Below are 26,166 nucleotides of genomic sequence, written 5' to 3' on the forward strand. Positions count from 1 at the left end.
AGCCGGTTGCCTGATTCCTTGCATTGAAGCGATGTACGGAGTTTATAGAGCAATGAAATTACCGATTTATCTCGATTACTCCGCAACCACGCCGGTGGACCCGCGTGTTGCCGAGAAAATGATGCAGTGTCTGACCCTGGACGGAAACTTTGGTAACCCAGCTTCCCGTTCTCACCGTTTTGGCTGGCATGCTGAAGAGGCGGTTGATATCGCCCGTAATCAGATTGCTGACCTGGTTGGTGCCGATCCGCGTGAAATTGTTTTCACCTCCGGCGCGACCGAATCCGACAACCTGGCGATCAAAGGTGCGGCCAACTTTTATCAGAAAAAAGGCAAGCACATCATCACCAGCAAAACCGAACACAAAGCCGTGCTGGACACCTGCCGTCAGCTGGAGCGTGAAGGGTTCGAAGTGACTTACCTGGCGCCGCAGAGCAACGGGATCATCGACCTGAAAGAGCTCGAAGCGGCGATGCGCGATGACACCATCCTGGTTTCCATCATGCACGTTAACAACGAAATCGGCGTTGTGCAGGACATCGCGACCATCGGCGAAATGTGCCGTGCGCGCGGCATCATCTACCACGTGGATGCGACCCAGAGCGTGGGCAAACTGCCTATCGACCTGAGCCAGCTGAAAGTGGACCTGATGTCCTTCTCCGGTCACAAAATCTATGGCCCGAAAGGCATCGGCGCGCTGTACGTTCGTCGTAAGCCACGTATCCGCATCGAAGCACAGATGCACGGCGGCGGTCACGAGCGCGGCATGCGTTCCGGTACGCTGCCTGTTCACCAGATCGTGGGCATGGGCGAAGCGTATCGCATCGCGAAAGAAGAGATGGAAACCGAGATGGCACGCCTGCGTACGCTGCGTAACCGTCTGTGGGACGGCGTGAAAGATATGGAAGAAGTGTATCTGAACGGCGATCTCGAGCAGGGCGCGCCAAACATCCTTAACGTCAGCTTCAACTATGTTGAAGGCGAATCGCTGATCATGGCGCTGAAAGACCTGGCGGTTTCTTCCGGTTCTGCCTGTACGTCTGCAAGCCTGGAGCCATCCTACGTGCTGCGTGCGCTGGGCATGACTGACGAGCTGGCACACAGCTCTATCCGTTTCTCTTTAGGTCGTTTTACTACCGAAGAAGAGATTGACTACACCATCAAGCTGGTTCGTAACTCCATCGGCCGTCTGCGCGACCTTTCTCCACTGTGGGAAATGTTCAAGCAGGGCGTGGATCTGAACAGCATTGAATGGTCACATCACTAATCGGTACATAAGGAGAATTCAATCATGGCATACAGCGAAAAAGTTATCGATCATTACGAGAACCCGCGCAACGTTGGCTCTTTTGACAACAGCGATGAATCTGTCGGTAGCGGTATGGTTGGCGCGCCAGCGTGTGGCGACGTGATGAAGTTGCAGATTAAAGTCAACAATGAAGGTATCATTGAAGACGCGCGCTTCAAGACCTACGGCTGCGGTTCAGCTATCGCTTCCAGCTCCCTGGTCACCGAATGGGTGAAGGGCAAGTCTCTGGACGAAGCACAGGCAATCAAGAACACGGATATTGCTGAAGAACTCGAACTGCCGCCGGTGAAAATTCACTGCTCAATTCTGGCAGAAGACGCGATCAAAGCCGCCATTGCGGATTACAAAAGCAAACGTGAAGCAAAATAATTGAGGTTTGAGTATGTCGATTACCCTTAGCGACAGCGCTGCCGCGCGAGTAAGCTCTTTTCTGGCGAACCGTGGTAAAGGCTTTGGCCTGCGACTGGGCGTACGTACCTCCGGCTGTTCTGGTATGGCTTACGTACTGGAGTTTGTTGACGAACCGGCGTCTGATGACACCGTGTTTGAAGACAAAGGCGTGAAGGTGGTGGTCGATGGCAAAAGCCTGCAATTCCTCAACGGCACTCAGCTGGACTTCGTAAAAGAAGGCCTGAACGAAGGGTTCAAATTCACGAACCCGAACGTCAAAGACGAGTGTGGTTGCGGCGAAAGCTTCCACGTTTAACCGCGCGTCATCCGAAACCCCACCGTGGCTTTGCTACGCGTGGGGTTTGTTCTAACAGGCTACCCCTGAGATTGTTATGGATTACTTCACTCTCTTCGGACTACCCGCTCAATACCCGATCGATCTCCAGGCGCTGACGGTCCGTTTTCAGGATCTCCAGCGTCAGTACCATCCGGATAAATTCGCCAGCGGGACGCAGGCAGAGCAGCTGGCTGCGGTATCACACTCCGCAACCATCAACCAGGCCTGGCAAACGCTGCGTCATCCGCTGGCGCGTGCAGAATATCTGCTCTCGCTCCACGGTTTCGATCTGGCGAGCGAACAGCATACCGTGCGCGACACGGCGTTTCTGATGGAACAGCTGGAGCTGCGCGAAGAGCTGGATGAAATCGAACAGGCTAAAGACGAAGCGCGTCTGGAAAGCTTTATCACGCGCGTAAAGGGCATGTTCGATACCCGCCATCAGCAGATGGTAGAGCAACTGAACAACGAGACCTGGGACGTGGCGGCAGACACTGTGCGCAAACTCCGTTTTCTCGATAAACTGCGAAGCAGTGCTGAACAACTCGAAGAAAAGCTGCTCGATTTTTAATTTCGGAAGCAATTATGGCCTTATTACAAATTAGTGAGCCTGGCTTAAGTGCCGCACCGCACCAGCGTCGTCTGGCGGTCGGTATTGATCTGGGCACCACCAATTCTCTCGTGGCGACCGTGCGTAGCGGCCAGGCGGAAACGCTGGCTGACGAGCAGGGGCGCCATCTGCTGCCTTCCGTGGTCCACTACCAGCAGCAGGGCCACGCGGTCGGGTTTGATGCCCGGGCTAACGCCGCGCGCGATCCGGCCAATACCATCAGCTCCGTCAAGCGCATGATGGGCCGCTCGCTGGCTGATATCCAGACCCGTTACCCGCATCTGCCGTATCAGCTCCAGGCCAGCGAAAACGGCCTGCCGATGATCGCAACGTCTGCCGGTCTGCTGAACCCGATTCGCGTTTCTGCTGACATCCTCAAAGCGCTGGCGGCACGCGCCACGGCGACGCTCGGCGGCGATCTCGACGGCGTGGTGATCACCGTTCCGGCCTACTTTGACGATGCACAGCGTCAGGGCACCAAGGACGCCGCGCGTCTGGCGGGCCTGCACGTGTTGCGTCTGCTGAACGAACCGACGGCGGCGGCCATTGCCTACGGCCTCGATTCCGGTCAGGAAGGGGTGATTGCGGTTTACGATCTCGGCGGCGGGACGTTTGATATCTCAATCCTGCGCCTGAGCCGCGGGGTGTTTGAAGTGCTGGCGACCGGCGGGGATTCCGCGCTCGGCGGCGATGACTTCGACCATCTGCTGGCAGACTACATCCGCGAGCAGGCGGGCATCAGCGATCGCAGCGATGCGCGCGTGCAGCGTGAACTGCTGGATGCCGCCATCGACGCCAAAATCACCCTGAGCGATGCACAGTCCGTCAGCGTGAACGTCGCAGGCTGGCAGGGTGAACTCACCCGCGACCAGTTCAGCGAACTGATTGCGCCTCTGGTTAAGCGTACCCTGCTGGCCTGCCGTCGCGCATTGAAAGATGCGGGCGTGGAGGCCAGCGAGGTGCTGGAAGTGGTCATGGTTGGCGGCTCAACCCGCGTGCCGCTGGTGCGCGAGCGCGTGGGCGAATTCTTTGGCCGCACGCCGCTGACCTCTATCGACCCGGACAAAGTGGTTGCTGTGGGTGCCGCTATCCAGGCCGATATCCTGGTCGGCAACAAGCCGGACAGCGAAATGCTGCTGCTGGACGTCATCCCGCTGTCTCTGGGTTTAGAAACCATGGGCGGCCTGGTGGAGAAAGTCATTCCGCGTAACACCACCATTCCGGTGGCGCGCGCGCAGGAGTTTACTACCTTCAAAGACGGCCAGACCGCGATGTCCATCCATGTGATGCAGGGCGAGCGCGAGCTGGTGCAGGACTGCCGCTCTCTGGCGCGCTTTGCGCTGCGCGGCATTCCGGCGCTGCCAGCGGGCGGGGCGCATATTCGCGTCACCTTCCAGGTGGATGCGGACGGCCTGCTGAGCGTCACGGCGATGGAAAAATCGACCGGCGTGGAATCGTCCATCCAGGTGAAGCCGTCCTACGGCCTGACCGATGGCGAAATCGCCTCCATGATTCAGGACTCAATGAGCTACGCCGAGCAGGATGTGAAGGCGCGTATGCTGGCTGAACAAAAAGTGGAAGCCGCACGCGTGCTGGAAAGCCTGAACGGCGCGCTCGCTGCCGATGCCGCGCTGTTAAGCGCCGCTGAGCGCCAGGTCATTGACGACGCTGCCGCGCGCTTACGCGCAGTCGCTGAAGGCAATGACGCTGACGCAATAGAAGAAGCCATTAAAAACGTTGATAAACAAACCCAGGACTTCGCCGCTCGCCGCATGGACAAATCTGTCCGCGTCGCGCTGAAAGGCCAGTCCGTGGACGAGGTTTAATATGCCAAAGATTGTAATTTTGCCTCATGCGGACCTCTGTCCGGATGGCGCTGTTCTGGAAGCGAAGACCGGTGAAACCATTCTCGATGTTGCCCTGCGTGCAGGTATCGAAGTGGAACACGCCTGTGAAAAATCCTGTGCCTGCACCACCTGCCACTGCATCGTGCGTGAAGGTTTTGATTCTCTCGCCGAGAGCACCGAAGACGAAGACGACATGCTGGATAAAGCATGGGGTCTGGAGCCAGACAGCCGCCTGAGCTGCCAGGCCGCGGTGACCGATGAAGATCTGGTCGTGGAGTTCCCACGCTACACCATCAACCACGCACGCGAGCATTGATATGGGACTGAAGTGGACAGACAGCCGTGAAATCGGCGAGGCGCTCTACGACGCGAACCCGGATCTCGATCCGAAGACCGTACGATTCACCGACATGCATCAGTGGATTTGCGATCTGGAAGATTTTGACGACGATCCAAACGCATCCAATGAAAAAATTCTGGAGGCGATTCTGTTAGTCTGGTTAGATGAAGCAGAGTAAATCACTTAACGGGCTGCCTTCAGGCGGCCCGTTTGCTAATAAGGATAAATAAAATGACCGAAGCGATGAAGATTACGCTCTCGAATCAGCCTGCTGACGCACGCTGGGGCGAAAAAGCCACCTACAGCATCAACAACGACGGTATTACCCTGCACCTGACGGGCAATGATGATTTGGGCCTGATCCAGCGCGCCGCGCGTAAAATTGACGGCCTTGGCATTAAGCATGTGTCGCTGGAAGGCGAAGGCTGGGACACCGACCGCAGCTGGGCATTCTGGGCAGGCTACAAAGGGCCGAAAGGCACCCGCAAAATCGAGTGGGCGAACCTCGACGAAGCCGGTCAGAAAGAGCTGGAAAGCCGCCTGAAAATTATCGACTGGGTACGCGATACCATCAACGCCCCGGCGGAAGAGTTAGGCCCTGAGCAGCTGGCGCAGCGCGCGGTTGACCTGCTGTGCGGCGTGGCGGGCGACAAGATGTCTTACCGCATCACCAAAGGCGAAGACCTGCGCGAGCAGAATTACATGGGTATCCACACCGTGGGCCGTGGTTCTGAGCGTCCTCCGGTCCTGCTGGCGCTGGACTACAACCCAACCGGCGATAAAGAAGCGCCGGTCTTTGCCTGTCTGGTCGGGAAAGGCATCACCTTCGACACCGGCGGCTACAGCCTGAAGCAGAGCGCGTTCATGGACTCTATGAAGTCCGATATGGGCGGCGCGGCCACCGTTACCGGTGCGCTGGCGTTCGCCATCACACGTGGTCTGAATAAGCGCGTGAAGCTCTACCTGTGCTGCGCGGACAACATGGTGAGCGGCAACGCCTTCAAGCTGGGCGACATCATTCGCTACCGCAACGGTAAAAACGTTGAGGTGATGAACACCGACGCCGAAGGCCGTCTGGTGCTGGCCGATGGTCTGATCGACGCCTCTGCGCAGAAGCCGGAGCTGATCATCGACATGGCGACCCTGACCGGCGCGGCGAAAACGGCCCTGGGTAACGACTACCACGCGCTGTTCAGCTTCGACGACAAGCTGGCCGCTCGCCTGCTGGCCAGCGCGGCGGCGGAAAACGAACCGTTCTGGCGTTTGCCGCTGGCCGAGTTCCACCGCAGCCAGCTGCCGTCTAACTTTGCCGAGCTGAACAACACCGCGAGCGCGGCGTACCCGGCGGGGGCAAGCACCGCAGCAGGCTTCCTGTCTCACTTCGTTGAGAACTACCATGAAGGCTGGCTGCACATTGACTGCTCCGCAACCTACCGTAAAGCAGCGGTTGAGCAGTGGTCTGCGGGTGCGACCGGTCTGGGTGTGCGTACCGTGGCGAACCTGCTGACGGCTGAGTAATCTTTTTTGCCCTCACCCTAACCCTCTCCCACAGGGAGAGGGGATGGTTTGCTCTCTCTCCCTTGAGGGAGAGGGCCGGGGTGAGGGGGAAATGCATCATCTGGAATTGTTATGTCCGAAACCAAAAACGAATTAGAAACCCTGCTGGAGCAGGCGGCGACCGAACCCACCCACCGTCCGGCCTTTTTCCGCACGCTGCTGGAATCCACCGTCTGGGTGCCGGGCACCGCGGCGGAAGGGGAGCAGGTTGTCGAAGACAGCGCGCTGGATCTGCTGCACTGGGAGAAAGACGACGGCACCTCGGTGATCCCGTTCTTTACCTCGCTCGAGGCCTTGCAGGAAGCGGTAGAAGACGAACAGGCGTTCGTGGTGATGCCGGTGCGCACGTTGTTCGAAATGACCCTGGGGCAGACGCTGTTCCTCAACGCCAAACTGCCGACCGGGAAAGAGTTTACTCCGCGCGAAATCAGCCACCTGATTGGTGACGAGGGCAACCCGCTCAGCACTCAGGAGGTGCTGGAAGGGGGCGAAACGCTGCTGCTGTCTGAAGTGGCCGAGCCGCCTGCGCAGATGATTGACTCCCTGACCACGCTGTTTAAAACCATCAAGCTGGTAAAACGCGCGTTCCTCTGCTCCATCAAAGAGAGCGCTGACGAAAAGCCTGTTCTGCTGATAGGGATTGAGGCCGACGGCGATATCGACGAGATCATCCAGGCGGCGGGAAGCGTAGCAACCGACACCCTGCCGGGCGATGAGCCGATTGATATCTGTCAGGTGAAGAAAGGTGAGAAGGGGATCAGCCACTTTATTACCGAGCACATCACCCCGTTCTACGAGCGTCGCTGGGGCGGCTTCCTGCGCGATCTCAAGACCAACCGCATTATCTGATTACGGCGGGGTGATCTTCACCCCGTTGCTTCCAGCAGCAGTAAATCCATCAGCAGCACCAGATTCGACTCAAACGACGTCACCCCTGCGGCTTCGGCGGCGAAATGTACCGCTTCGTCATAGAGGGCAAAATGCACGTCCGCCATGCCCGCCAGCGTATTGGCCGACGCGCGGGTAAACGCGACGATGGTCATGCCGACGTTTTTGGCGATCCGCGCTTTATCCAGTACCTGCTCCGTTTCGCCGCTGCGTGAAACGGCAATAAACACCTGATAGCGCGCGGCGTTGCTGAGAAAAATATTCCGGCTGTCTCCCGGCCCGGAGATGAACGCCGTTTTTCCCAGCACCTGCAACTTCTTGGTCAGGTACTCGGCAAAAAGATACGAAAACCCGGCGCCGTAGAGAAAGAAGCTCTCTTTCTGGCGCAGCAGGCTGGCAAACTGCTGGCGTTTGTCCTGAGTGACCCACTGGAAGGTCTGCTGATAGTTGGCAACGAACCGGGTAAAAAGCGCGGGCATTTCCGCATGTTGCTCAGGCTGTACGGTGATATGCGGCGTGTCAGAAAGCAGCTGCTTGCAGTGCCAGATAAACTCGCTAAAGCCGCTAAACCCCAGCTTCTGGCACAACCGCATAATCGTCGCGGTGGAGACAAATGTCGCCTGCGCCAGCTCGCGCACCGTGATGTTGCCCACCAGCAGCGGATGCTCAGTGAGGTGGGCGAGGACGCGATACTCCGCGCGGGTCAGCGACGACCCGCGCGTTAACAGCGTTGCCAGGCGGTTATCCATTATTTCGCCGGTTCAACCGGCAGATCGTCCCGTGCACCCCATTCACTCCAGGCGCCGTCGTACAGGGTCGCGTCATTCGCGCCAAGGGTAGCCAGCGCCAGGATCACCACGCAGGCCGTCACGCCGGAGCCGCAGCTGGCAATAACCGGACGATGCAAATCCACGCCCTGTCGTTCAAAAATGGCACGCAATTCATCGGTGGTTTTTAGCTCGCCTTCAAACACCAGATCGCCCCACGGCACGTTCAGTGCCCCCGGGATATGTCCTCGTTTCAGCCCCGGACGCGGCTCGTCCGCTTCTGCGTTGAAACGTGGAGCGGGACGCGCATCGACGATTTGCGCCGTCTTTTCGTGGCTCACGACCAGCACGTCGGTCAGGCGCTTGACCACGTTAGCGTCAAACGTCGCGTCAAATTCCCCTTCCGGCAGCGTGACGTCACCCTGCTGAAGCGGTAGTTCGTCGCGCTTCCAGCCTGCCAGTCCGCCCGCCAGAATCGATACCTTTTCCACGCCGAAGTTTTTCAGCATCCACCACGCCCGCGGCGCGGAAAACAGATTACCTTCATCGTAAACAACAAGATGTTTATCTTTGCTGATGCCCAGCTCGCGCATCGCCACGGAAAACGCTTCCGGGCGAGGCAGCATGTGCGGCAGGGGAGAGGTGTGATCGGAGAGGGCTTCGATATCAAAAAATACCGCGCCAGGCAGGTGCCCTGCACGGTATTCAGCGGGAACGTCACGATGCTCCTGGCCCGGAGGGGCCATGCGCGCGTCGATAATCTGAACTTCCGGGTCGTCGCCGTGCTCAATCAGCCAGTCGGCAGCGACAAAATATGAGGTGGACATGGTTGCCTCCATTCTTTTCCGTAAAAAAGGATTGTCGGTGTTTTTTCTGACACCGACAAGCTAACCACGTTCAACTCGCGAGCAAGCCCCTATTTTTTCACCGCTTCACCGTCCTGCCAGGCCTTTTGCAGCGCAGGCCAGTAGTCGCGGTTGGCTTCGATCATCTCATCCAGAATCGCTTTCGCGTGCTCCATGGTCGGCACGGTGCGGTTCAGGGTAAACGCCTGCAACGCTTTCTCGTAGCTGCCTTCGATGGTTGCCTCAACCAGCAGCTGTTCAGAGGCCAGCTGCTGCTGTAAAAGCGTCTGGTGGAACAGCGGCACCTGACCCACGCGGACAGGCTCCGGCCCTTCGGAGGTAATATAGGCAGGCACTTCCACCACTGCATCGTACGGCAGGTTGGTAATCGCCCCGCGGTTTTCCACCATCACCAGATGACGTTGGCGCAGGTTGAACGCCAGCGAACAGGCGACATCGACGATAAATTCGCCGTGAACACCTACGTGGAAGGCGTCCGGTAAGATCCCACTGCGCTGGTACTCTTCGGCGGCGGCAAACAGCTTTTTCTCACGCCCGTTCATCACTTCGTTGGCGCGGGTATAGTCCGGGTTCTGATGCTCCACAATCTGGTTCGGCATCAGGTAGTACTGTAGATACGGGTTCGGCAGGTACTCCGGGAAGTTATCCATAATCGGCTTGATGTTGCGCCAGGTTTTCACCCACGACGGATCCGAGTGCTGCGGGTCGGTTTTGGCAGCATCTTCCGTCAGCAGGCCAAACTTCGCGATATGTTTGCGCAGCTCCGGCAGCTTGTCCTCGCCGTCCACCCGCACGCGGGTAAACCAGCCGAAGTGGTTGAGGCCGAAATAGTCCACCTCCAGTTTATGACGATCCACGCCCAGAATGGCGCCCATATTGCGCATCGCGGCAACCGGCATATCGCAGATATTCAGCACGCGGGCGTTGGGGCGCAGGCGACGCACGCCCTCAGCGACAATCGCCGCCGGGTTGGAGTAGTTCACGATCCAGGCTTTCTCGTGCGCGTAGCGTTCCACCCGATCGATCAGCTCGACCATCGGCAGGATAGTACGCAGTCCGTAGGCCAGCCCGCCGGGGCCGCAGGTTTCCTGGCCGACCACGCCGTGGCGCAGCGGAATTTTTTCATCCTGCTCGCGCATTTTGTACTGTCCGACGCGCATCTGAGCAAAAACAAAATGCGCGCCGCTGAAGGCCACTTCCGGGTCGCTGGTGACGGTGAATTTGATGCTCTGGCTGTGGTCGCGAATAACCTTCTCCACCACGGGCGCAATGGTGTTCTGGCGCGCCTCATCAATGTCATACAGGCGGATCTCTGCCAGAGGGAAATCGTGCAGACGTACCATCAGGCTTTTCACTATACCTGGCGTGTAGGTGCTACCGCCGCCGGCAATCGACAGAATAAATGGGGGTGTAAACATCTTTAGCTCCTTTCAGAGAAACGTCTCAACGGCTTCTCGCATTTTTTTGACATGCAGCCCGTAGACCACCTGAACGTTGTTACCTTGTTTGATAACCCCTTTCGCGCCGGTCGCTTTCAGGCGCGGTTCGTCGATGATGGCGACGTCCTTCACCGTGACGCGTAAGCGGGTGTAGCAGTTATCCACTACCTCTATATTTTCCCGACCGCCCAGACCCACCACGATGGATTCGCCCAGCCCGTCGTTATTGCCCTTCGCCTGGTACTCCTGCTTGCTGTAAAGGCGCGTCTCCTGGTCCTCATCCTCACGCCCCGGCGTTTTCATGTTGAAGCGCAGGATCAGGAAGCGGAACACCACGAAATAAAGGGCGAACATGATCAGCCCGACCACGATGTACATGGGCCAGTTGGACTTCTCCGTGCCGAGCGGCAGGTTGTAGAGGATAAAATCGATAATCCCGTTGGCGCCGATGGCGTGAACGCCAAACAGCGAGAATAGCATCATGCCGATACCGGTCAGCACCGCATGCACCACGAACAAAAGCGGGGCGACAAACAGGAAGGAGAACTCAATCGGCTCGGTTACGCCGACCAGCAGCGAGGTCAGCGCCGCCGGGATCAGAATCGCTTTCGCAATCGCTTTACGCTCTGGCTTCGCGGTCATGTACATCGCCAGCGCGGCGGCAGGAAGGCCGAACATCTTGCTGATGCCGCGCGCATCCCACACCACGGTGCTGCTGAGCTGCTTCACGTCCGGGCAGGCCATCTCGGCGAAGTAGATATTGCGCGCGCCCTGATAAACCGTACCGCACACCTCCTGCGTACCGCCCAGTTCGGTATACAGGAACGGCGTATAGACCAGATGATGCAGGCCCGTCGGCACCAGAATGCGTTCAAGGAAACCGTAGATCGCCACGCCAAACGGACCGGACCCTTTGATCGCCAGCGCCAGGGCGCTTATTCCATGCTGTGCGTACGGCCAGAGTTCGCTCATGACCACGCCGAGCAGCATAGAGACAGGCAGCATCACAATCGCGACAAAGCAGTGGCCGGAGTAAATCGCCATCGCGCCGTTAAACTGGACACCGGAATATTTGTTGTACAGATAACCGGAGAGCGCCCCGGTCAGGATCCCGGCGAAAACGCCCATCTCCAGCACCTGAACGCCCAGCACCATGCTTTGTCCGGCGGCTTTCATCTGTTCCGCCGGGGCCAGTTCCCCCTGAAGCTGTAACGTCACGTTCATCGCGTTAATGAATACGATAAAGGTCACCAGCCCAATCAGCGCCGCGTAGCCTTTATCTCGGGTTGCCAGACCAATGGGGATCCCAACGGCAAATACCAGCGCCAGGTTGACCAGCACCGATACGGCAGATTTGGCGATCAGCTGGCCGACACTCTGGATCAGCGGATGGCCGAGAAACGGCAGGTACTCGGCCAGATTGCCGTTACCCAGCACATTCCCAAAGGCGATAAACAGACCGACGATGGGTAAGATAAGTACAGGTCCGTAAAGTGATTTTCCGAAATTTTGTAGGGCGTTCACGGCTCGTTTCATGGCTTTCTCTCTTATTGAACCGCGCACTCGGGGTGCGTCATGGTCATAAAACTAGCAGGCCTGATGCGAGCTTATCCAGCTATCTTCTTGTTTTAAAAACAAATGACGCGAAAGGTAACATGTTACGTTATGCGCTGTGATCGCGGTTCCAACACGGTGTGGCAGCGTGATGCCAATCTGCGAGGCGTTTTCAAGATTATAAAATTGGACTTTTTGTATTAACGAAACTTGCGGATAATACTTATCCGGACGACGACCAACAGGCCCATCAGGCCAGGGACACAGGATGAAACCGTTTCGCTTAGCTGCGATCTCTCTCGCGCTGCTCACCACCTTTACGCTTGTCGGCTGTGATAACAGCGATGACAAACCTCAGGCCGCTGCCCCCGCAGCGTCTACTGCATCAGAACAGAAAACCCCGGCAACACCGGATCCTGAAAAGCTGGCTAAGCTGGCCGCGCAGAGTCAGGGTAAGGCGTTGACGCTGCTGGATGCCTCTGAAGTGCAACTCGACGGCGCCGCGACGCTGGTTCTGACCTTCTCTGTACCGCTGGATCCCAGCCAGGATTTTGCGAAAACGGTGCACGTGGTAGATAAAAAAAGCGGCAAAGTGGACGGCGCCTGGGAACTGGCCCCCAATCTGAAAGAGCTGCGCCTGCGCCATCTGGAGCCGAATCGTAATCTGGTCGTCACCGTCGAACGTGATTTGCTGGCGCTGAACAAAGCGACATTCGGCATTGACTATGAAAAAGCGATCACCACCCGGGATGTTGAACCGACGGTCGGATTCGCCAGCCGCGGATCGCTGCTGCCGGGTAAGGTGGTGGAAGGGTTGCCAGTGATGGCGCTCAACGTCAACAATGTGGACGTGAACTTCTATCGTGTGAAGCCGGAGTCGCTGGCCTCGTTTGTCAGCCAGTGGGAGTACCGTAACTCGCTGACCAACTGGGAATCTGACAACCTGCTGAAGATGGCGGAACTGGTCTACACTGGCCGTTTCGACCTCAACCCGGCGCGCAACACGCGTGAAAAACTGCTCCTGCCGCTTAAAGATATTAAGCCGCTCCAGCAGTCTGGCGTCTATATCGCCGTGATGAATCAGGCTGGTCACTATAACTACAGTAACGCCGCGACGCTCTTTACCTTAAGTGATATTGGGCTGTCCGCTCACCGTTATCATAACCGCCTGGACATCTTCACCCAGAGTCTTGAAAACGGTGCGGCGCAGTCAGGCGTGACCATTACCCTTCTGAACGATAAAGGGCAGACCCTGGCCGAGGCGAACAGCGACGCCGATGGTCATGCGAAACTGGAAACCGATAAAGAAGCCGCGCTGATCCTGGCCAGTAAGGATGGCCAGACGACGCTTCTCGACCTCAAACTTCCGGCGCTGGATCTGGCGGAGTTTGATATCGCCGGTAACCCGGGTTACAGCAAACAGTTCTTTATGTTTGGCCCGCGCGATCTCTATCGTCCGGGTGAAACTGTGATCCTGAACGGCCTGCTTCGCGACAGCGATGGCAAACCGCTTCCCGATCAGCCGGTAAAACTTGACGTGCTGCGTCCGGACGGACAGGTGGCGCGTACGGTCGTTGTGCAACCTGAGAACGGCCTTTATCGCTTCAACTATCCGCTTGATAGCGGCGCCCAGACCGGCATGTGGCATATTCGCGCGAATACGGGCGATAACCAGCAGCGCATGTGGGATTTCCACGTCGAAGATTTTATGCCTGAGCGTATGGCGCTGAATCTGACCGGGCAAAAAACGCCGGTTTCCCCGCAAGATAATGTCGACTTTAACGTTGTGGGCTATTACCTGTATGGCGCGCCAGCTAACGGCAATTCTCTGCAAGGCCAGCTTTTCCTGCGTCCGCTACGTGACGCGGTGCCTGCACTGCCTGGCTTCCAGTTCGGTGATATTGCCGAGGAGAACCTGAGCCGCAGCCTGGATGAAGTTCAGCTTACGCTGGACGAACAGGGGCGCGGACAGGTTACCACCGAAAGCCAGTGGAAAGAGGTGCACTCGCCGCTGCAACTGATTTTGCAGGCCAGCCTGCTGGAATCAGGTGGGCGTCCGGTAACGCGACGCGCCGAGCAGGCTATCTGGCCTGCGGCTGAACTTCCGGGGATCCGCCCACAGTTCGCCAGCAAGGCCGTTTACGACTACCGTACCGATACCACCGTCAATCAGCCGATTGTCGATGAAAACGGCAACGCCAGCTTTGACATCGTCTATGCCGATGCCAGCGGGACGAAAAAAGCGGTATCCGGTTTGCAGGTGCGTCTGATCCGTGAGCGTCGCGACTACTTCTGGAACTGGTCCGAGAGTGAGGGCTGGCAGTCCCAGTTTGATCAAAAAGATCTGGTTGAGGGCGAACAGGAGCTAAACCTCAAGGCCGATGAAACCGGTAAAGTCACCTTCCCGGTGGAGTGGGGCTCATACCGTCTGGAAGTGAAAGCCCCTGATGACATGGTCAGCAGCGTGCGCTTCTGGGCGGGGTACAGCTGGCAGGATAACAGCGATGGCACGGGCGCTGCTCGCCCGGATCGTGTGACGCTGAAACTGGATAAGCCATCCTATCAGCCAGGCGATACCATCAACCTGCATATTGCAGCGCCAGCCGCAGGCAAGGGCTATGCAATGATCGAATCCAGCGAAGGACCGCTGTGGTGGAAAGAGATTGACGTGCCAGCAAACGGTCTGGATCTCGCCATTCCGGTGGATAAGGCCTGGAAACGTCACGATCTTTACCTCAGCACGCTGGTGGTTCGTCCTGGCGATAAATCCAAATCCGCCACGCCAAAACGGGCGGTTGGCCTGCTGCATCTGCCAATGGGAGACGAAAATCGTCGCCTGAACATCGCACTGGATAACCCGCAAAAAATGCGTCCGAACCAGACGCTTTCTGTGAAAGTGAAAGCCAGCGTAAAAGAGGGGACTGTGCCACAGAAGGTGAACGTGCTGGTCTCGGCTGTCGATAGCGGCGTGCTGAACATTACCGACTACGTCACGCCGGATCCGTGGGAAGCTTTCTTCGGTCAGAAGCGCTATGGCGCGGACATCTATGATGTTTACGGCCAGGTGATTGAAGGTCAGGGACGTCTGGCCGCACTGCGCTTCGGCGGAGACGGCGATGAACTGAAACGCGGCGGTAAGCCACCGGTGAACCATGTCACCATAATTGCCCAGCAGGCGCAGCCGGTTACGCTTGATGCCAACGGCGAAGGCACCATCACGCTGCCGATTGGCGATTTCAACGGCGAACTGCGTCTGATGGCGCAGGCCTGGACGGAAGACGATTTCGGCAGCAGCGAAAGCAAAATCATTGTAGCGGCACCGATTATTACCGAGCTTAATACGCCGCGATTCCTCGCAAGTGGCGATACCTCTCGCCTGACGCTGGACCTGACCAACCTTACTGACCAGCCGCAAACGCTGAACATTGCGTTAACCGCAACCGATAAGTTGTCGCTCGAAGGCGCTCAGCCAGAGCCGGTTAAGCTGCCGCCTGGCGCACGTACCACCCTATTTATTCCGGTGCGTGCCCTGGAGGGCTATGGCGATGGGGAAGTGACTGCTCAGGTGACGGGACTTCAGCTCCCTGGTGAGACGTTTGCGCCGCAGCAGAAGAGCTGGAAAATTGGCGTGCGTCCCGCATTCCCGGCGCAAACCGTGAATACGGGTACGATGCTGAACCCTGGCGAATCCTGGAGCGCGCCAGCACAGCATATCGCCGGTTTCTCGCCTGCCACGCTACAGGGGCAGCTGTTGCTCAGCGGTAAACCACCTTTGAACCTGGCGCGCTACATTCGTGAACTTCAGGCCTATCCGTATGGATGTCTTGAGCAGACCACCAGCGGCCTGTTCCCGTCCCTCTACACCAACGCGGCACAGCTGAAGGCACTGGGCATTAAGGGCGATACTGACGATAAACGCCGTGCGGCCATTGATATCGGGATCTCCCGTCTGCTGCAAATGCAGCGTGACGATGGCGGTTTTGCCTTGTGGGATAAAAACGGCCCGGAAGAGTACTGGCTGACCGCCTATGTCACGGACTTCCTGGTGCGGGCAGGGGAGCAGGGTTACAGCGTGCCTGCCGAGGCAGTGAATAACGCCAACAGCCGACTGCTGCGCTATTTACAGGATCCGGGGATGATGTCCATCCGCTACAGCGACGACACCCAGGCCAGCAAATTTGCTGTCCAGGCGTATGCTTCGCTGGTGCTGGCTCGTCAGCAAAAAGCGCCGCTCGGTGCGCTGCGTGAAATCTGGGATCGCCACGCTCAGGCTGCTTCCGGGCTTCCGTTGATGCAGCTGGGCATGGCACTCAAACTGATGGGGGATGCACCGCGCAGCCAGCAGGCGCTGGATCTGGCTCTCAAAACTCCCCGTAACGACAGCCGAAACTGGATGGCGGATTACGGCAGCCAGCTGCGTGATAATGCCCTGATGCTCTCCCTGCTGGAAGAGTACAAGCTGCTGCCGGATGCGCAAAACAGGCTGCTGAACGCGTTATCTGAAGACGCGTTCAGCCAGCGCTGGCTGTCTACCCAGGAGAGCAATGCGCTGTTCCTGGCCGGACGTTCACTGCAAACCTTGTCAGGTGCGTGGCAGGCAACGACCAGCCTCTCTGAACAGACCCAGAGCAGTGATAAAGCGCAGGTAGAAAACCTGAACGGCGCTCAGCTTGATGCGTTGCAGGTGACGAATACCGGCACTACGCCGCTGTGGGTACGACTGGACACGACTGGCTATCCGGAGTATGCGCCTCAGCCATCCTCTAATGTCTTGCAGATTGAACGTCATATCCTGGCGACAGACGGCGGCAGCAAGTCGCTCTCTTCTCTGAAGAGCGGTGAACTGGTTCTGGTATGGCTGGAAGTGAAGGCCAGCCAGAACGTGCCGGATGCGCTGGTGGTGGATCTACTCCCGGCAGGTCTGGAGCTGGAAAACCAGAATCTGGCGAGCAGCAGCGCCAGCTTGCAGGACAGCGGCAGTGAAGTGCAAAACCTGCTCAATCAGATGCAACAGTCTGATATTCAGCACATGGAATTCCGCGACGATCGCTTTGTGGCCGCGGTGCCGGTCAATGAAGGTCAGCCGGTCACGCTGGTTTACCTGGCCCGTGCCGTTACGCCGGGAACCTACCAGGTGCCTGTTCCGATGGTCGAGTCCATGTATGTTCCGCAGTGGCGGGCAACGGGGGCGGCCAGTGGCCCGCTGATCGTTGTTCCGTAAAATGCGGATAGCACGCCTGATTCGCTCCCGCTGGCTGTGGCTGGCGGGAGCGCTTCTCGTTTCAGGGGGGCTGATTGTCGTCGCTGACCGCGTGTGGCCGTTGCCCCTGAAAGAGGTCAACCCTGCGCGAGTGGTCGTGGATGAGCAGGGTGTTCCGCTGTGGCGTTTTGCCGACAGCGAAGGCATCTGGCGCTATCCGGTTACCATTGAAGAGGTTTCACCACGCTATCTCGAGGCGCTGATCCAGTATGAAGATCGCTGGTTCTGGGATCACCCGGGCGTCAATCCGCTTTCTGTACTGCGTGCCGCCTGGCAGGATCTCACCTCCGGGAGAGTGGTTTCCGGCGGGAGCACGCTTACCATGCAGGTGGCACGCCTTCTGGATCCGCATCCGCGTACCTTTGGCGGCAAATTCCGTCAGCTCTGGCGGGCGATGCAGCTGGAGTGGCATCTCTCCAAGCGTGAAATCCTGACGCTGTATCTCAACCGTGCCCCGTTTGGCGGCACGTTGCAGGGCGTGGGCGCGGCAAGCTGGACTTACCTTGGCAAACCGCCGTCTCAGCTGAGCTATTCCGACGCGGCGCTGCTGGCTGTACTGCCACAGGCACCCAGCCGTCTGCGCCCGGACCGCTGGCCGGAGCGTGCCGAAGCGGCGCGGAACAAAGTGCTCGACCGCATGCTGACTCAGGGCGTCTGGTCTGAAAAGCAGGTCAAAGAGTCCCGTGAAGAGCCGGTCTGGCTGGCCCCCCGGCAGATGCCGCAGCTGGCGCCGCTCCTTTCCCGCATGATGCTGAGTAAAAGTCGTGACACAAAAATAGTCACCACGCTTGATGCAGCATTGCAACGACAGCTTGAAGAGCTGGCAATGAACTGGAAATCACGCCTGCCTGCCCGCAGTTCGCTGGCGATGATCGTCGTGGATCATACATCCATGAAAGTGCGTGGCTGGGTAGGCTCGGTAGATATCAATGATGACAGCCGTTTCAGCCACGTGGATATGGTCAATGCGATCCGATCGCCGGGATCGGTCCTCAAGCCATTCATCTATGGCATGGCGCTGGACGATGGTCTGATCCATCCCGCTTCGTTATTACAGGATGTGCCAAGAAAAACGGGGGATTATCGTCCCGGCAACTTTGACAGCGGCTTCCATGGGCCGGTCAGTATGAGCGAAGCCCTGGTGCGTTCCCTCAACCTGCCTGCGGTGCAGGTTCTGGAAGCGTACGGCCCAAAACGTTTTGCCGGAATGCTGAGCAACGCGGGATTACCGCTCATTCTGCCTGCGGGGGCACAGCCCAACCTCTCCCTGATCCTGGGGGGTGCAGGCGCACGGCTGGCTGATATCGCTGCCGCCTATAGCGCCTTTGCGCGTCAGGGTAAGGCGGGCCGACTGCGTTTACAGCCGGGCGATCCGCTGATCGAACGTCCGCTGCTGTCGCCGGGGGCGGCGTGGATCATTCGTCGCATTCTCGCTAATGAAGCACAGCCCCTGCCGGACAGTGCGCTGCCCCAGGTTGCGCCGCTGGCGTGGAAAACGGGCACCAGCTATGGCTACCGGGATGCCTGGGCCATCGGCCTGAATGCCCGGTATGTCATTGGAATCTGGACCGGACGCCCGGACGGCACGCCCGTTGCCGGGCAGTTTGGTTTCGCCAGCGCGGTACCGCTCCTGAATCAGGTCAATAATATGCTTCAGTCCCGCTCGATGGTGGATGAAGCGCGCCTGCCGCGCGATCCGCGTCCTGCAAGCGTAGGACGGGGCGTGATTTGCTGGCCGGGCGGCCAGTCCCTGCCTGAAGGGAGCGAAAACTGTCGGCGTCGGCTGTCAACCTGGCTGCTGGAAGGCAGTGAACCGCCTACGCTGCTGCTGCCGGAACAGGAAGGTATTCGCGGGATCCGTTTCCCGGTCTGGCTGGATAAAGAAGGCAAACGCGTTGCGGCGGATTGTCCTGATGCGACAGAGAAAGTGCTGGATGTCTGGCCGCTGCCGCTGGAGCCCTGGCTGCCTGCTGCCGAAAAACGGGCTGCTCGTCTCCCCGCCCGTTCAGCGGTTTGCCCTCCGCTGGATAACCATAATGCGGCGCCGCTGATGTTGTCAGGCGTCAGAGAAGGGGCGGTAATTAAACGTCTTCCAGGTGAGAAAAATATTACCCTCAACGTTTCAACCAGCGGCGGAGAGGGGCAACGATGGTGGTTTTTGAATGGCGAACCGCTGGACGGGCATCAGAAGAATTATTCACTACAATTATATTTACCGGGTAAATATCAATTAATTGTATTGGATGAAACAGGACAAACGGCGACGGTGAATTTTGAATTAGATCGCTAAGTGTTACTCCTCAAGAGTTAGCTTGATAATTATCAATATTCGTTCCTGAAAAAAAACGAGAATGCGTTTTTATTTGAAGGAACGAGCAATGAAAAAAAATAAACATCAGGGAGAAGGGCTTATTCCCGCCATATCCCGGCGTCAGTTTATTCAGGCAGGGTCGGCGCTCGCCGCCCTGCCGTTTGTCGTCAAAACCGGCAAAGTACAGGCACAGGGCGCGGCGGTTTCAGACGCTACGCCTGAAGAAAAAGTGGTGCAAACCTGTAGTACGTTTGACTGCGGCGGCAAGTGTGATATTCGTGCTCACGTCAGTGATGGCGTTGTGACCCGAATTTCAACGCGTCCGGATAACGCGCTGGATCCGCAGATGCCAGTGATGCGCGCCTGCGTTCGTGGTCGGGCTTATCGGAAATTTGTTTATCACCCCGATCGACTGAAATATCCAATGAAACGTGTAGGTAAACGTGGTGAAGGAAAATTCGAGCGTATTACCTGGGATGAAGCCACCACCCTTATTGCGAATCAATTAAAAACTATTACGCAAAAATACGGTGCTGCGTCACGATATGTTCATGTGGGCACCGCGGTGTCCGGCGGGACCTTTTCCGGCGATAAAATGGTTCGTCGTCTGCTCAACTTAACCGGCGGCTATCTCGAAAGCTATCACTCGGTCAGTATGGGTAACACGGCGGCGGCAACGCCGTATACCTATGGCACCGCCGCCAGCGGCAGCTCTCTGGACACGCTGCTGGACACCAAACTGGTCATTCTCTGGGGGCATAACCCGACGGAAACCATCTTCGGGCACAGCAACCACTTCTACCAGAAGATGAAGCAAAACGGCACGCGCTTCATTGTTGTCGACCCACGTTATTCCGATACGGTTTCCTCCCTTGCCGATCAGTGGATCCCATTGCTTCCCACAACAGACAACGCCCTGATGGACGCGATGATGTATGTGATCGTCACGGAGAATCTGCACGATCGCGACTTTATTCAGCGCTACACCCTGGGCTTTGACGAAGACGCCATGCCAGAGGGCGTTCCGGCCAATGAATCCCTGATGGCTTACCTGAGCGGTGCAAAGGATGGCGTGGCGAAAACGCCCGAGTGGGCAGAGAAAATCACCCACGTGCCTGCACAAACTATTCGTCAGCTGGCGCGCGACTACGCAACCACCAAACCCGCCGCGCTGATCCAGGGCTGGGGTCCGCAGCGTCACAACTGCGGCGAGCGCACCGCGCGCGGCTCGACGATACTGGCCACGCTAACGGGTAACGTCGGGGTGAAAGGCGGCTGGGCAGCAGGCTATGGCGGCTGCGCAAACCGCAAATTTGCGGCCGGGCCAGAGATGCCGGACAACCCGGTCAAAGCCAAAATTTCGGTCATGAACTGGGTGCAGGCCGCGGATGATGCTTCTAAGGTAACCGCGGAAGATGGCCTGAAGGATGCTGAGAAGCTGGACAGCAATATCCGCATCCTGTTCTCGCTGGCGGGCAATTATCTGGCTAACCAGAACCCGGATCTTCATCAGGCAACCCGTGTCCTGGAAGACGAGTCGAAAATCGAGTTTATCGTCGCAAGCGATCTGTTTATGACGCCGAGCGCCAGATACGCCGACCTGCTTTTGCCGGAAACCAGCTTTATGGAACGCTGGAATATCGGCGAAACCTGGGGCACGGCAAGCTATCTGATCCTGTCCGAAAAGCTGATTGAACCTGAATTTGAACGCCGTTCAGACTACGACTGGCTGCGGGAAGTCGCTGCTAAGCTTGGCGTCGAGCCAGCGTTCAGCGAGGGTCGTGACGAAAAAGCGTGGATTGAGCACATCTGGGAGCAGACGCGGCTGTCCATGCCGGATGAAAACCTGCCGGACTTCGCGACGCTACAGAAGACGCGTCAGCATCTTTTCAAAAGCGCGCCGTACGTTGCCTTTGAAGACAACATTCGCGATCCGCAGAATCATCCGTTCCCGACGCCGTCCGGTAAAATTGAGATCTTCTCAAAGCGTCTGTACGACATGCATCACCCGGAAATTCCGGCGCTGTCGCACTACGTGCCTGCCCATGAAGGGCCGGAAGACGAGCTGGCGAAAACCTTCCCGCTCCAGCTGATCACCTGGAAAGGGAAGAACCGCGCTAACTCCACCCAGTACGCCAACCCGTGGTTAATTGAGGCGCAGCAGCAAAAGCTGTGGATCAACCCGCAGGATGCGCAAAAGCGCGGCATTGCGCAGGGGGATAACGTGCGTATTCATAACGCGCGCGGCATTTGCGAGATCCCGGCGGAGGTCACGCCGCGCATCATTCCAGGCGTGGTGGCCATGCAGGCAGGCGCCTGGTGGCAGCCGGACGCGCAGGGTATCGATAAAGGCGGCTGCGCTAATGTGCTCAGTTCCGCCCGTATTACCGCGCTTGCGAAAGGGAATTCCCATCAAACCATGCTGGTGGAGGTAGCTAAAGCATGAGTCAGTTTAAACATTACGCACCGGTGAGCGACAAACAGCTGGGTTTTTATATCGACTCTTCTCGCTGCTCGGGCTGCAAGGCATGCCAGGTGGCGTGCAAAGATAAAAACAACCTTGAGGTCGGACGTCGTTTCCGTCGCGTTTATGAAGTTAATGGCGGGGGTTTTATCCCGACCGGGCAGGGCGGCGTCAGCAACAACGTTTTTGCCTACACGCTCTCCATTTCCTGTAACCACTGCGCAGACCCTGTCTGCACCAAGAACTGTCCGACCACCGCGATGCATAAGCGTCCGGGGGACGGCATTGTGCGCGTTGATACTGATAAGTGCGTCGGCTGCGGCTACTGCGCATGGTCTTGCCCTTACGGCGCGCCACAGCTCAACGAGCAGACCGGGCAGATGTCCAAATGTGATTTCTGCGTGGATCTCCAGGCGAAGGGAGAACAGCCCGTCTGTGTGGCAACCTGTCCACTCGAAGCGATTAAATTCGGGCCGATTGATGAACTGCGGGCGAAGTATGGTGCGGTCTGTGATGTGAAAGGTTTGCCTGATTCCTCCATCACCAAACCAAACCTGGTGATCAAAGCGCATCAGGGCGCAGAGAAAGAGGGGAAACGTCATGCATGAGTTACCGCTGCTGATTTTTACGCTGTTCCTGCAAGGATCGGTTGGCGTTACGCTGTGGCTGGCGTTCGGAAGCACGCAACGCAGCGCGCTGCTGCCGGCTGCCGGAGCGTTTGTGCTGGCGAGCCTGGGGCTGCTCGCCTCCGCGCTGCACATGGGCTATCCGCTTAATGCTCTTAACGCGCTGCGCCACGTATCCAGCTCCTGGCTGAGCCGTGAGATTATCTTTGCCAGTCTTTATCTTGCGGCACTTGGTCTCGCAACCTTGCTGATGTTTGTCAAAAAGCCAGGCTGGAAGCCACTGTTGGTTGTGGCAGGTCTGGTTGGTTTAGTCGATGTGTTCTGCATGGCGCAGATCTACATGCACGCATCCGTGGTGACATGGCAGCATGTTAACACTCTGGTGCTGTTTATCGGTTCGGTGGGGATTATCGGTTCAGCCTGCATGGCCGTTGGGACGCGTTCCCAGACTACCGTGCGTGCGGCGGTTGTCATTATCACGCTGCTGGTGCTTGTGCGTCTGGTGATGCAGCCCGTCTGGCTGGCAGATATTACGGCTATGGACAACACCGTGGTGACGTTCCCTCACGCACCGCTACAGATGCTGGAGCAACTGCGAACCGTGCATCTGCTGAGCTGGTGCGTATCCGTTGCGGGTATGCTGTGCTTTGCTGCGGGCGGTCTGAAAGCGGCGCGATCTCCCATGCTGCTGGGAAGCGCATTGCTGATTGTCGGTGAGCTGATGCTGCGCTTCGTTTTCTTCAGTATTGGCTGATGGGCGGATTGACCTTTGCCCCGGCGATGGACGTGACGCATGCGTGCGTCCGTCGCCGTTTTCGCCATGCTTCCTGCCTCGCCTGCGCGGACGTCTGTCCTGTGCAGGCTTTTTCTTTTACCGACTCAGGCGTCTCGGTTGATGACAGCCGCTGTATTGAATGCGGTGACTGCCTGTTCGTCTGCCCCGCTGAGGCCATCACCGGCATCACGCCGCGAAAACGCTTTCTGTGTGGCGATACGCTTGTTGGGCCTTTTACTGACCGTGCGCCAGAGGTGAATGAGCTTCTGCTGTGGCACGCGCAGCACAACGTTCGTTTTATCAGTATCGACGCGGAGCAGAATCCTGACTGGTTGCTGGCGATTGCCCGGCTGAATCTGGCGCTTCGTCGACGCGGTGAAGCGGCGTGGGCGTTTAAACATATACCCGTCAACGAGGTTAATACCGCCCGGCGTGCGCTGATGCACGTTCCCCGTGAGGATGTCCGGGTCTGTAGCGTCGTGCCCGGCCAGCGTGAACTGCGCAGGGCGTTTTCTGCGTTTAGCGAGGCAGAGATAACGCTCGATGCCGAATCCTGCGTACTGTGCGGCGCGTGCTGGCGGAGTTGTACGGAAAACGCGATTCGGTTTGAGAACGCTTAACTGGTCGTGGAAACCGGACACTGTACGGGGTGCGGCGGCTGCGAAGCGGTATGCCAGCATGCGGCGATAAACGTGACGCAAACTGAAGGAACAGCGAAAAGCGTGACCATACCGGCATATGAAGCCGTTTGCCTGACGTGCCACCGTCATTTCTGGTCATTTACGTCTGATGAAAAGCAGTGTCCGCTCTGTTTTCATCATCAACACGGTATGCGAAATACGAGCTGTTGCTAATCTTCGTCTCATTTTAAAAAAATGTTATGCATAACCATAGGCAATGGCGCTATTGCTCTTTATAATCCGCGCCACACCATACTCAGGTATGCAAAAACAACAGAACATTTTACAGAGGTTATCAATGGCTATTGAACGTACTTTTTCCATCATCAAGCCAAACGCGGTGGCAAAAAACGTTATTGGCAGCATCTTCGCTCGCTTTGAATCAGCAGGGTTTAAGATCGTTGGCACCAAAATGCTGCACCTGACCGTTGAGCAGGCTCGCGGTTTCTACGCTGAGCACGAAGGTCGCCCATTCTTTGACGGTCTGGTCGAGTTCATGACTTCTGGCCCAATCGTGGTATCCGTACTGGAAGGCGAAAACGCGGTACAGCGTCACCGCGATCTGCTGGGTGCAACCAACCCGGACAACGCACTGGCAGGTACTCTGCGCGCCGATTACGCAGACAGCTTCACCGAGAACGGCACCCACGGTTCCGACTCTGTTGAATCTGCTGCGCGCGAAATCGCGTTCTTCTTCGCTGAAGGCGAAGTGTGTCCGCGCACTCGCTAATAATTTCGTAAATGCCGCGTGCAAACGTGGCATCCCTGCGCCAGACTTTGTACAATGCAACGCCCCGGACGAGCAGACTGCTTACCGGGGCGTTTCTTTTCAACCCACCAAGGGCCACAACGTGTAACAACGAGGCCGGAAAAAATTATGTCTGAATTAGTGAATACCTCCGAAGTCGCCATTCCTGCGGTTCCCAATAAAAATGGAAAAATTAACCTGCTGGATCTGAACCGTCAGCAGATGCGCGAGTTCTTTAAAGAGATGGGCGAGAAGCCGTTTCGTGCCGATCAGGTCATGAAATGGATGTACCACTATTGCAGCGACAACTTTGATGACATGACGGACATCAACAAAGTGCTGCGCAATAAGCTTAAAGAAGTGGCGGAAATCCGCGCACCGGAAGTGGTGGAAGAGCAGCGCTCTTCAGATGGCACCATCAAGTGGGCCATTGCCGTTGGCGATCAGCGCGTTGAAACCGTGTATATCCCGGAAGACGATCGCGCCACGCTGTGCGTCTCTTCTCAGGTGGGCTGTGCGCTGGAGTGCAAATTCTGCTCTACGGCGCAGCAGGGCTTTAACCGTAACCTGCGCGTGTCGGAAATTATCGGCCAGGTCTGGCGTGCGGCGAAAATCGTGGGCGCGGCGAAAGTCACCGGTACACGTCCAATCACCAACGTGGTGATGATGGGGATGGGTGAACCGCTGCTCAACCTGACCAACGTCGTTCCGGCGATGGAAATCATGCTCGACGATTTCGGTTTTGGTCTGTCCAAGCGCCGCGTTACGCTCTCTACTTCCGGCGTTGTGCCTGCGCTGGACAAACTGGGCGACATGATTGACGTTGCGCTGGCCATCTCCCTTCACGCGCCGAACGACGCAATCCGTGACGAAATTGTGCCGATCAACAAAAAGTACAATATCGAAACCTTCCTGGCTGGCGTGCGCCGTTACCTGGAGAAATCCAACGCTAACCAGGGCCGCGTGACCATTGAATACGTGATGCTGGATCATGTTAACGACGGTACCGAGCATGCACACGAGCTGGCTGAACTGCTGAAAGATACGCCATGTAAGATCAACCTGATCCCATGGAACCCGTTCCCGGGCGCGCCGTATGGCCGTAGCTCGAACAGCCGTATCGATCGCTTCTCAAAAGTGCTGATGGAGTATGGTTTCACTACCATTGTCCGTAAAACGCGTGGCGATGATATCGACGCAGCCTGCGGTCAGCTGGCGGGTGACGTTATTGACCGTACCAAACGTACGCTGCGTAAGCGTATGCAGGGTGAGTCAATCGCGGTTAAAACCGTTTGATTATTATGCAGACACGGCGCATTTTTTGCGCCGTGAAGCATTAATTTACTGAATATTCAGTCACAATCATCACGACTGATTAATAATTACGGTGCGTTTCAT

General features: G+C 57.3%; 20 protein-coding genes and 1 pseudogene. 17 read left to right on the forward strand and 4 right to left on the reverse strand.

Annotation, left to right across the window (positions count from 1 at the left end; genetic code table 11):
- Positions 1–52 precede the first annotated feature (52 nt).
- From iscS to sseB, 9 genes are all read left to right on the forward strand, one after another.
- A complete protein-coding gene (iscS, locus tag ACNQ0W_RS00190; protein ID WP_003860663.1) occupies positions 53–1,267 on the forward strand; it encodes a cysteine desulfurase in 1,215 nt (404 codons plus the stop codon).
- A gap of 24 nt (positions 1,268–1,291) precedes the next feature.
- Complete coding sequence (gene iscU / locus ACNQ0W_RS00195) at positions 1,292–1,678, forward strand: Fe-S cluster assembly scaffold IscU (protein ID WP_003860661.1); 387 nt, start codon at positions 1,292–1,294, stop codon at positions 1,676–1,678.
- Between the two features lie 13 nt (positions 1,679–1,691).
- Positions 1,692–2,015 (forward strand): iron-sulfur cluster assembly protein IscA, encoded by a 324-nt coding sequence (gene iscA / locus ACNQ0W_RS00200; protein WP_003860659.1) that lies wholly within the window; start codon positions 1,692–1,694, stop codon positions 2,013–2,015.
- A gap of 76 nt (positions 2,016–2,091) precedes the next feature.
- Positions 2,092–2,607, forward strand: coding sequence for a co-chaperone HscB (hscB, locus tag ACNQ0W_RS00205; protein ID WP_003860657.1), 516 nt, complete (start codon positions 2,092–2,094; stop codon positions 2,605–2,607).
- Between the two features lie 14 nt (positions 2,608–2,621).
- Positions 2,622–4,472, forward strand: a complete 1,851-nt coding sequence (gene hscA, locus ACNQ0W_RS00210) for a Fe-S protein assembly chaperone HscA (protein WP_062933306.1) — start codon at positions 2,622–2,624, stop codon at positions 4,470–4,472.
- Between the two features lies 1 nt (position 4,473).
- Complete coding sequence (gene fdx / locus ACNQ0W_RS00215; protein ID WP_003860652.1) at positions 4,474–4,809, forward strand: ISC system 2Fe-2S type ferredoxin; 336 nt, start codon at positions 4,474–4,476, stop codon at positions 4,807–4,809.
- Between the two features lies 1 nt (position 4,810).
- Positions 4,811–5,011 carry a Fe-S cluster assembly protein IscX gene (iscX, locus tag ACNQ0W_RS00220; protein WP_003860650.1) on the forward strand — a complete coding sequence of 67 codons (201 nt, stop codon included), beginning with the start codon at positions 4,811–4,813 and terminating at the stop codon, positions 5,009–5,011.
- Between the two features lie 53 nt (positions 5,012–5,064).
- Positions 5,065–6,351, forward strand: a complete 1,287-nt coding sequence (gene pepB / locus ACNQ0W_RS00225) for an aminopeptidase PepB (RefSeq protein ID WP_062933305.1) — start codon at positions 5,065–5,067, stop codon at positions 6,349–6,351.
- Positions 6,352–6,462: 111 nt separating this feature from the next.
- Positions 6,463–7,239, forward strand: coding sequence for an enhanced serine sensitivity protein SseB (gene sseB / locus ACNQ0W_RS00230; protein WP_417933159.1), 777 nt, complete (start codon positions 6,463–6,465; stop codon positions 7,237–7,239).
- A 17-nt stretch (positions 7,240–7,256) separates the two neighbouring features.
- On the opposite strand, the gene ACNQ0W_RS00235 is transcribed toward sseB, so the two are convergent.
- From ACNQ0W_RS00235 to ACNQ0W_RS00250, 4 genes are all read right to left on the reverse strand, one after another.
- A complete protein-coding gene (locus ACNQ0W_RS00235) occupies positions 7,257–8,027 on the reverse strand; it encodes a MurR/RpiR family transcriptional regulator (RefSeq protein ID WP_015572161.1) in 771 nt (256 codons plus the stop codon).
- Positions 8,027–8,872: a 3-mercaptopyruvate sulfurtransferase gene (gene sseA / locus ACNQ0W_RS00240; RefSeq protein WP_062933303.1), complete on the reverse strand. Its 846-nt coding sequence runs from the start codon at positions 8,870–8,872 to the stop codon at positions 8,027–8,029. Before sseA ends, ACNQ0W_RS00235 begins: the two co-directional genes overlap by 1 nt.
- Positions 8,873–8,961: 89 nt before the next feature.
- Positions 8,962–10,329, reverse strand: coding sequence for a 6-phospho-alpha-glucosidase (locus tag ACNQ0W_RS00245; RefSeq protein ID WP_062933302.1), 1,368 nt, complete (start codon positions 10,327–10,329; stop codon positions 8,962–8,964).
- A 12-nt stretch (positions 10,330–10,341) separates the two neighbouring features.
- On the reverse strand, positions 10,342–11,886 hold the full coding sequence (locus tag ACNQ0W_RS00250) for a PTS transporter subunit EIIC (protein ID WP_062933301.1): 1,545 nt from the start codon (positions 11,884–11,886) through the stop codon (positions 10,342–10,344).
- A 286-nt stretch (positions 11,887–12,172) separates the two neighbouring features.
- On the opposite strand from ACNQ0W_RS00250, the gene ACNQ0W_RS00255 reads away from it, so the two are divergent.
- The 8 genes and pseudogenes from ACNQ0W_RS00255 (at position 12,173) to ACNQ0W_RS00290 (ending at position 26,064) form a co-directional block, all read left to right on the forward strand.
- Positions 12,173–17,125 carry an alpha-2-macroglobulin family protein gene (locus tag ACNQ0W_RS00255; RefSeq protein WP_062933300.1) on the forward strand — a complete coding sequence of 1,651 codons (4,953 nt, stop codon included), beginning with the start codon at positions 12,173–12,175 and terminating at the stop codon, positions 17,123–17,125.
- Position 17,126: 1 nt separating this feature from the next.
- The gene (gene pbpC, locus ACNQ0W_RS00260; RefSeq protein ID WP_062933299.1) at positions 17,127–19,454 is read left to right on the forward strand and encodes a peptidoglycan glycosyltransferase PbpC; all 2,328 of its coding nucleotides are present in this window, start codon (positions 17,127–17,129) and stop codon (positions 19,452–19,454) included.
- An 88-nt stretch (positions 19,455–19,542) separates the two neighbouring features.
- Positions 19,543–21,921: a DMSO/selenate family reductase complex A subunit gene (locus tag ACNQ0W_RS00265; protein WP_062933298.1), complete on the forward strand. Its 2,379-nt coding sequence runs from the start codon at positions 19,543–19,545 to the stop codon at positions 21,919–21,921.
- Complete coding sequence (locus tag ACNQ0W_RS00270) at positions 21,918–22,547, forward strand: DMSO/selenate family reductase complex B subunit (RefSeq protein ID WP_047057333.1); 630 nt, start codon at positions 21,918–21,920, stop codon at positions 22,545–22,547. Before ACNQ0W_RS00265 ends, ACNQ0W_RS00270 begins: the two co-directional genes overlap by 4 nt.
- Entirely contained in the window at positions 22,540–23,319 is a 780-nt protein-coding gene (locus ACNQ0W_RS00275) for a dimethyl sulfoxide reductase anchor subunit family protein (protein ID WP_062933296.1), read from the forward strand. Before ACNQ0W_RS00270 ends, ACNQ0W_RS00275 begins: the two co-directional genes overlap by 8 nt.
- Positions 23,319–24,194 (forward strand): annotated as a pseudogene (locus ACNQ0W_RS00280) (4Fe-4S binding protein). Before ACNQ0W_RS00275 ends, ACNQ0W_RS00280 begins: the two are co-directional and overlap by 1 nt.
- Positions 24,195–24,318: 124 nt before the next feature.
- Positions 24,319–24,750, forward strand: coding sequence for a nucleoside-diphosphate kinase (gene ndk / locus ACNQ0W_RS00285; RefSeq protein ID WP_003860625.1), 432 nt, complete (start codon positions 24,319–24,321; stop codon positions 24,748–24,750).
- A 147-nt stretch (positions 24,751–24,897) separates the two neighbouring features.
- On the forward strand, positions 24,898–26,064 hold the full coding sequence (locus ACNQ0W_RS00290; RefSeq protein WP_003860623.1) for a bifunctional tRNA (adenosine(37)-C2)-methyltransferase TrmG/ribosomal RNA large subunit methyltransferase RlmN: 1,167 nt from the start codon (positions 24,898–24,900) through the stop codon (positions 26,062–26,064).
- Positions 26,065–26,166: the final 102 nt, after the last annotated feature.

This window comes from Enterobacter cloacae complex sp. 6730903, assembly GCF_048283985.1.
Classification (GTDB): Bacteria; Pseudomonadota; Gammaproteobacteria; order Enterobacterales; family Enterobacteriaceae; genus Enterobacter; species Enterobacter hormaechei_C.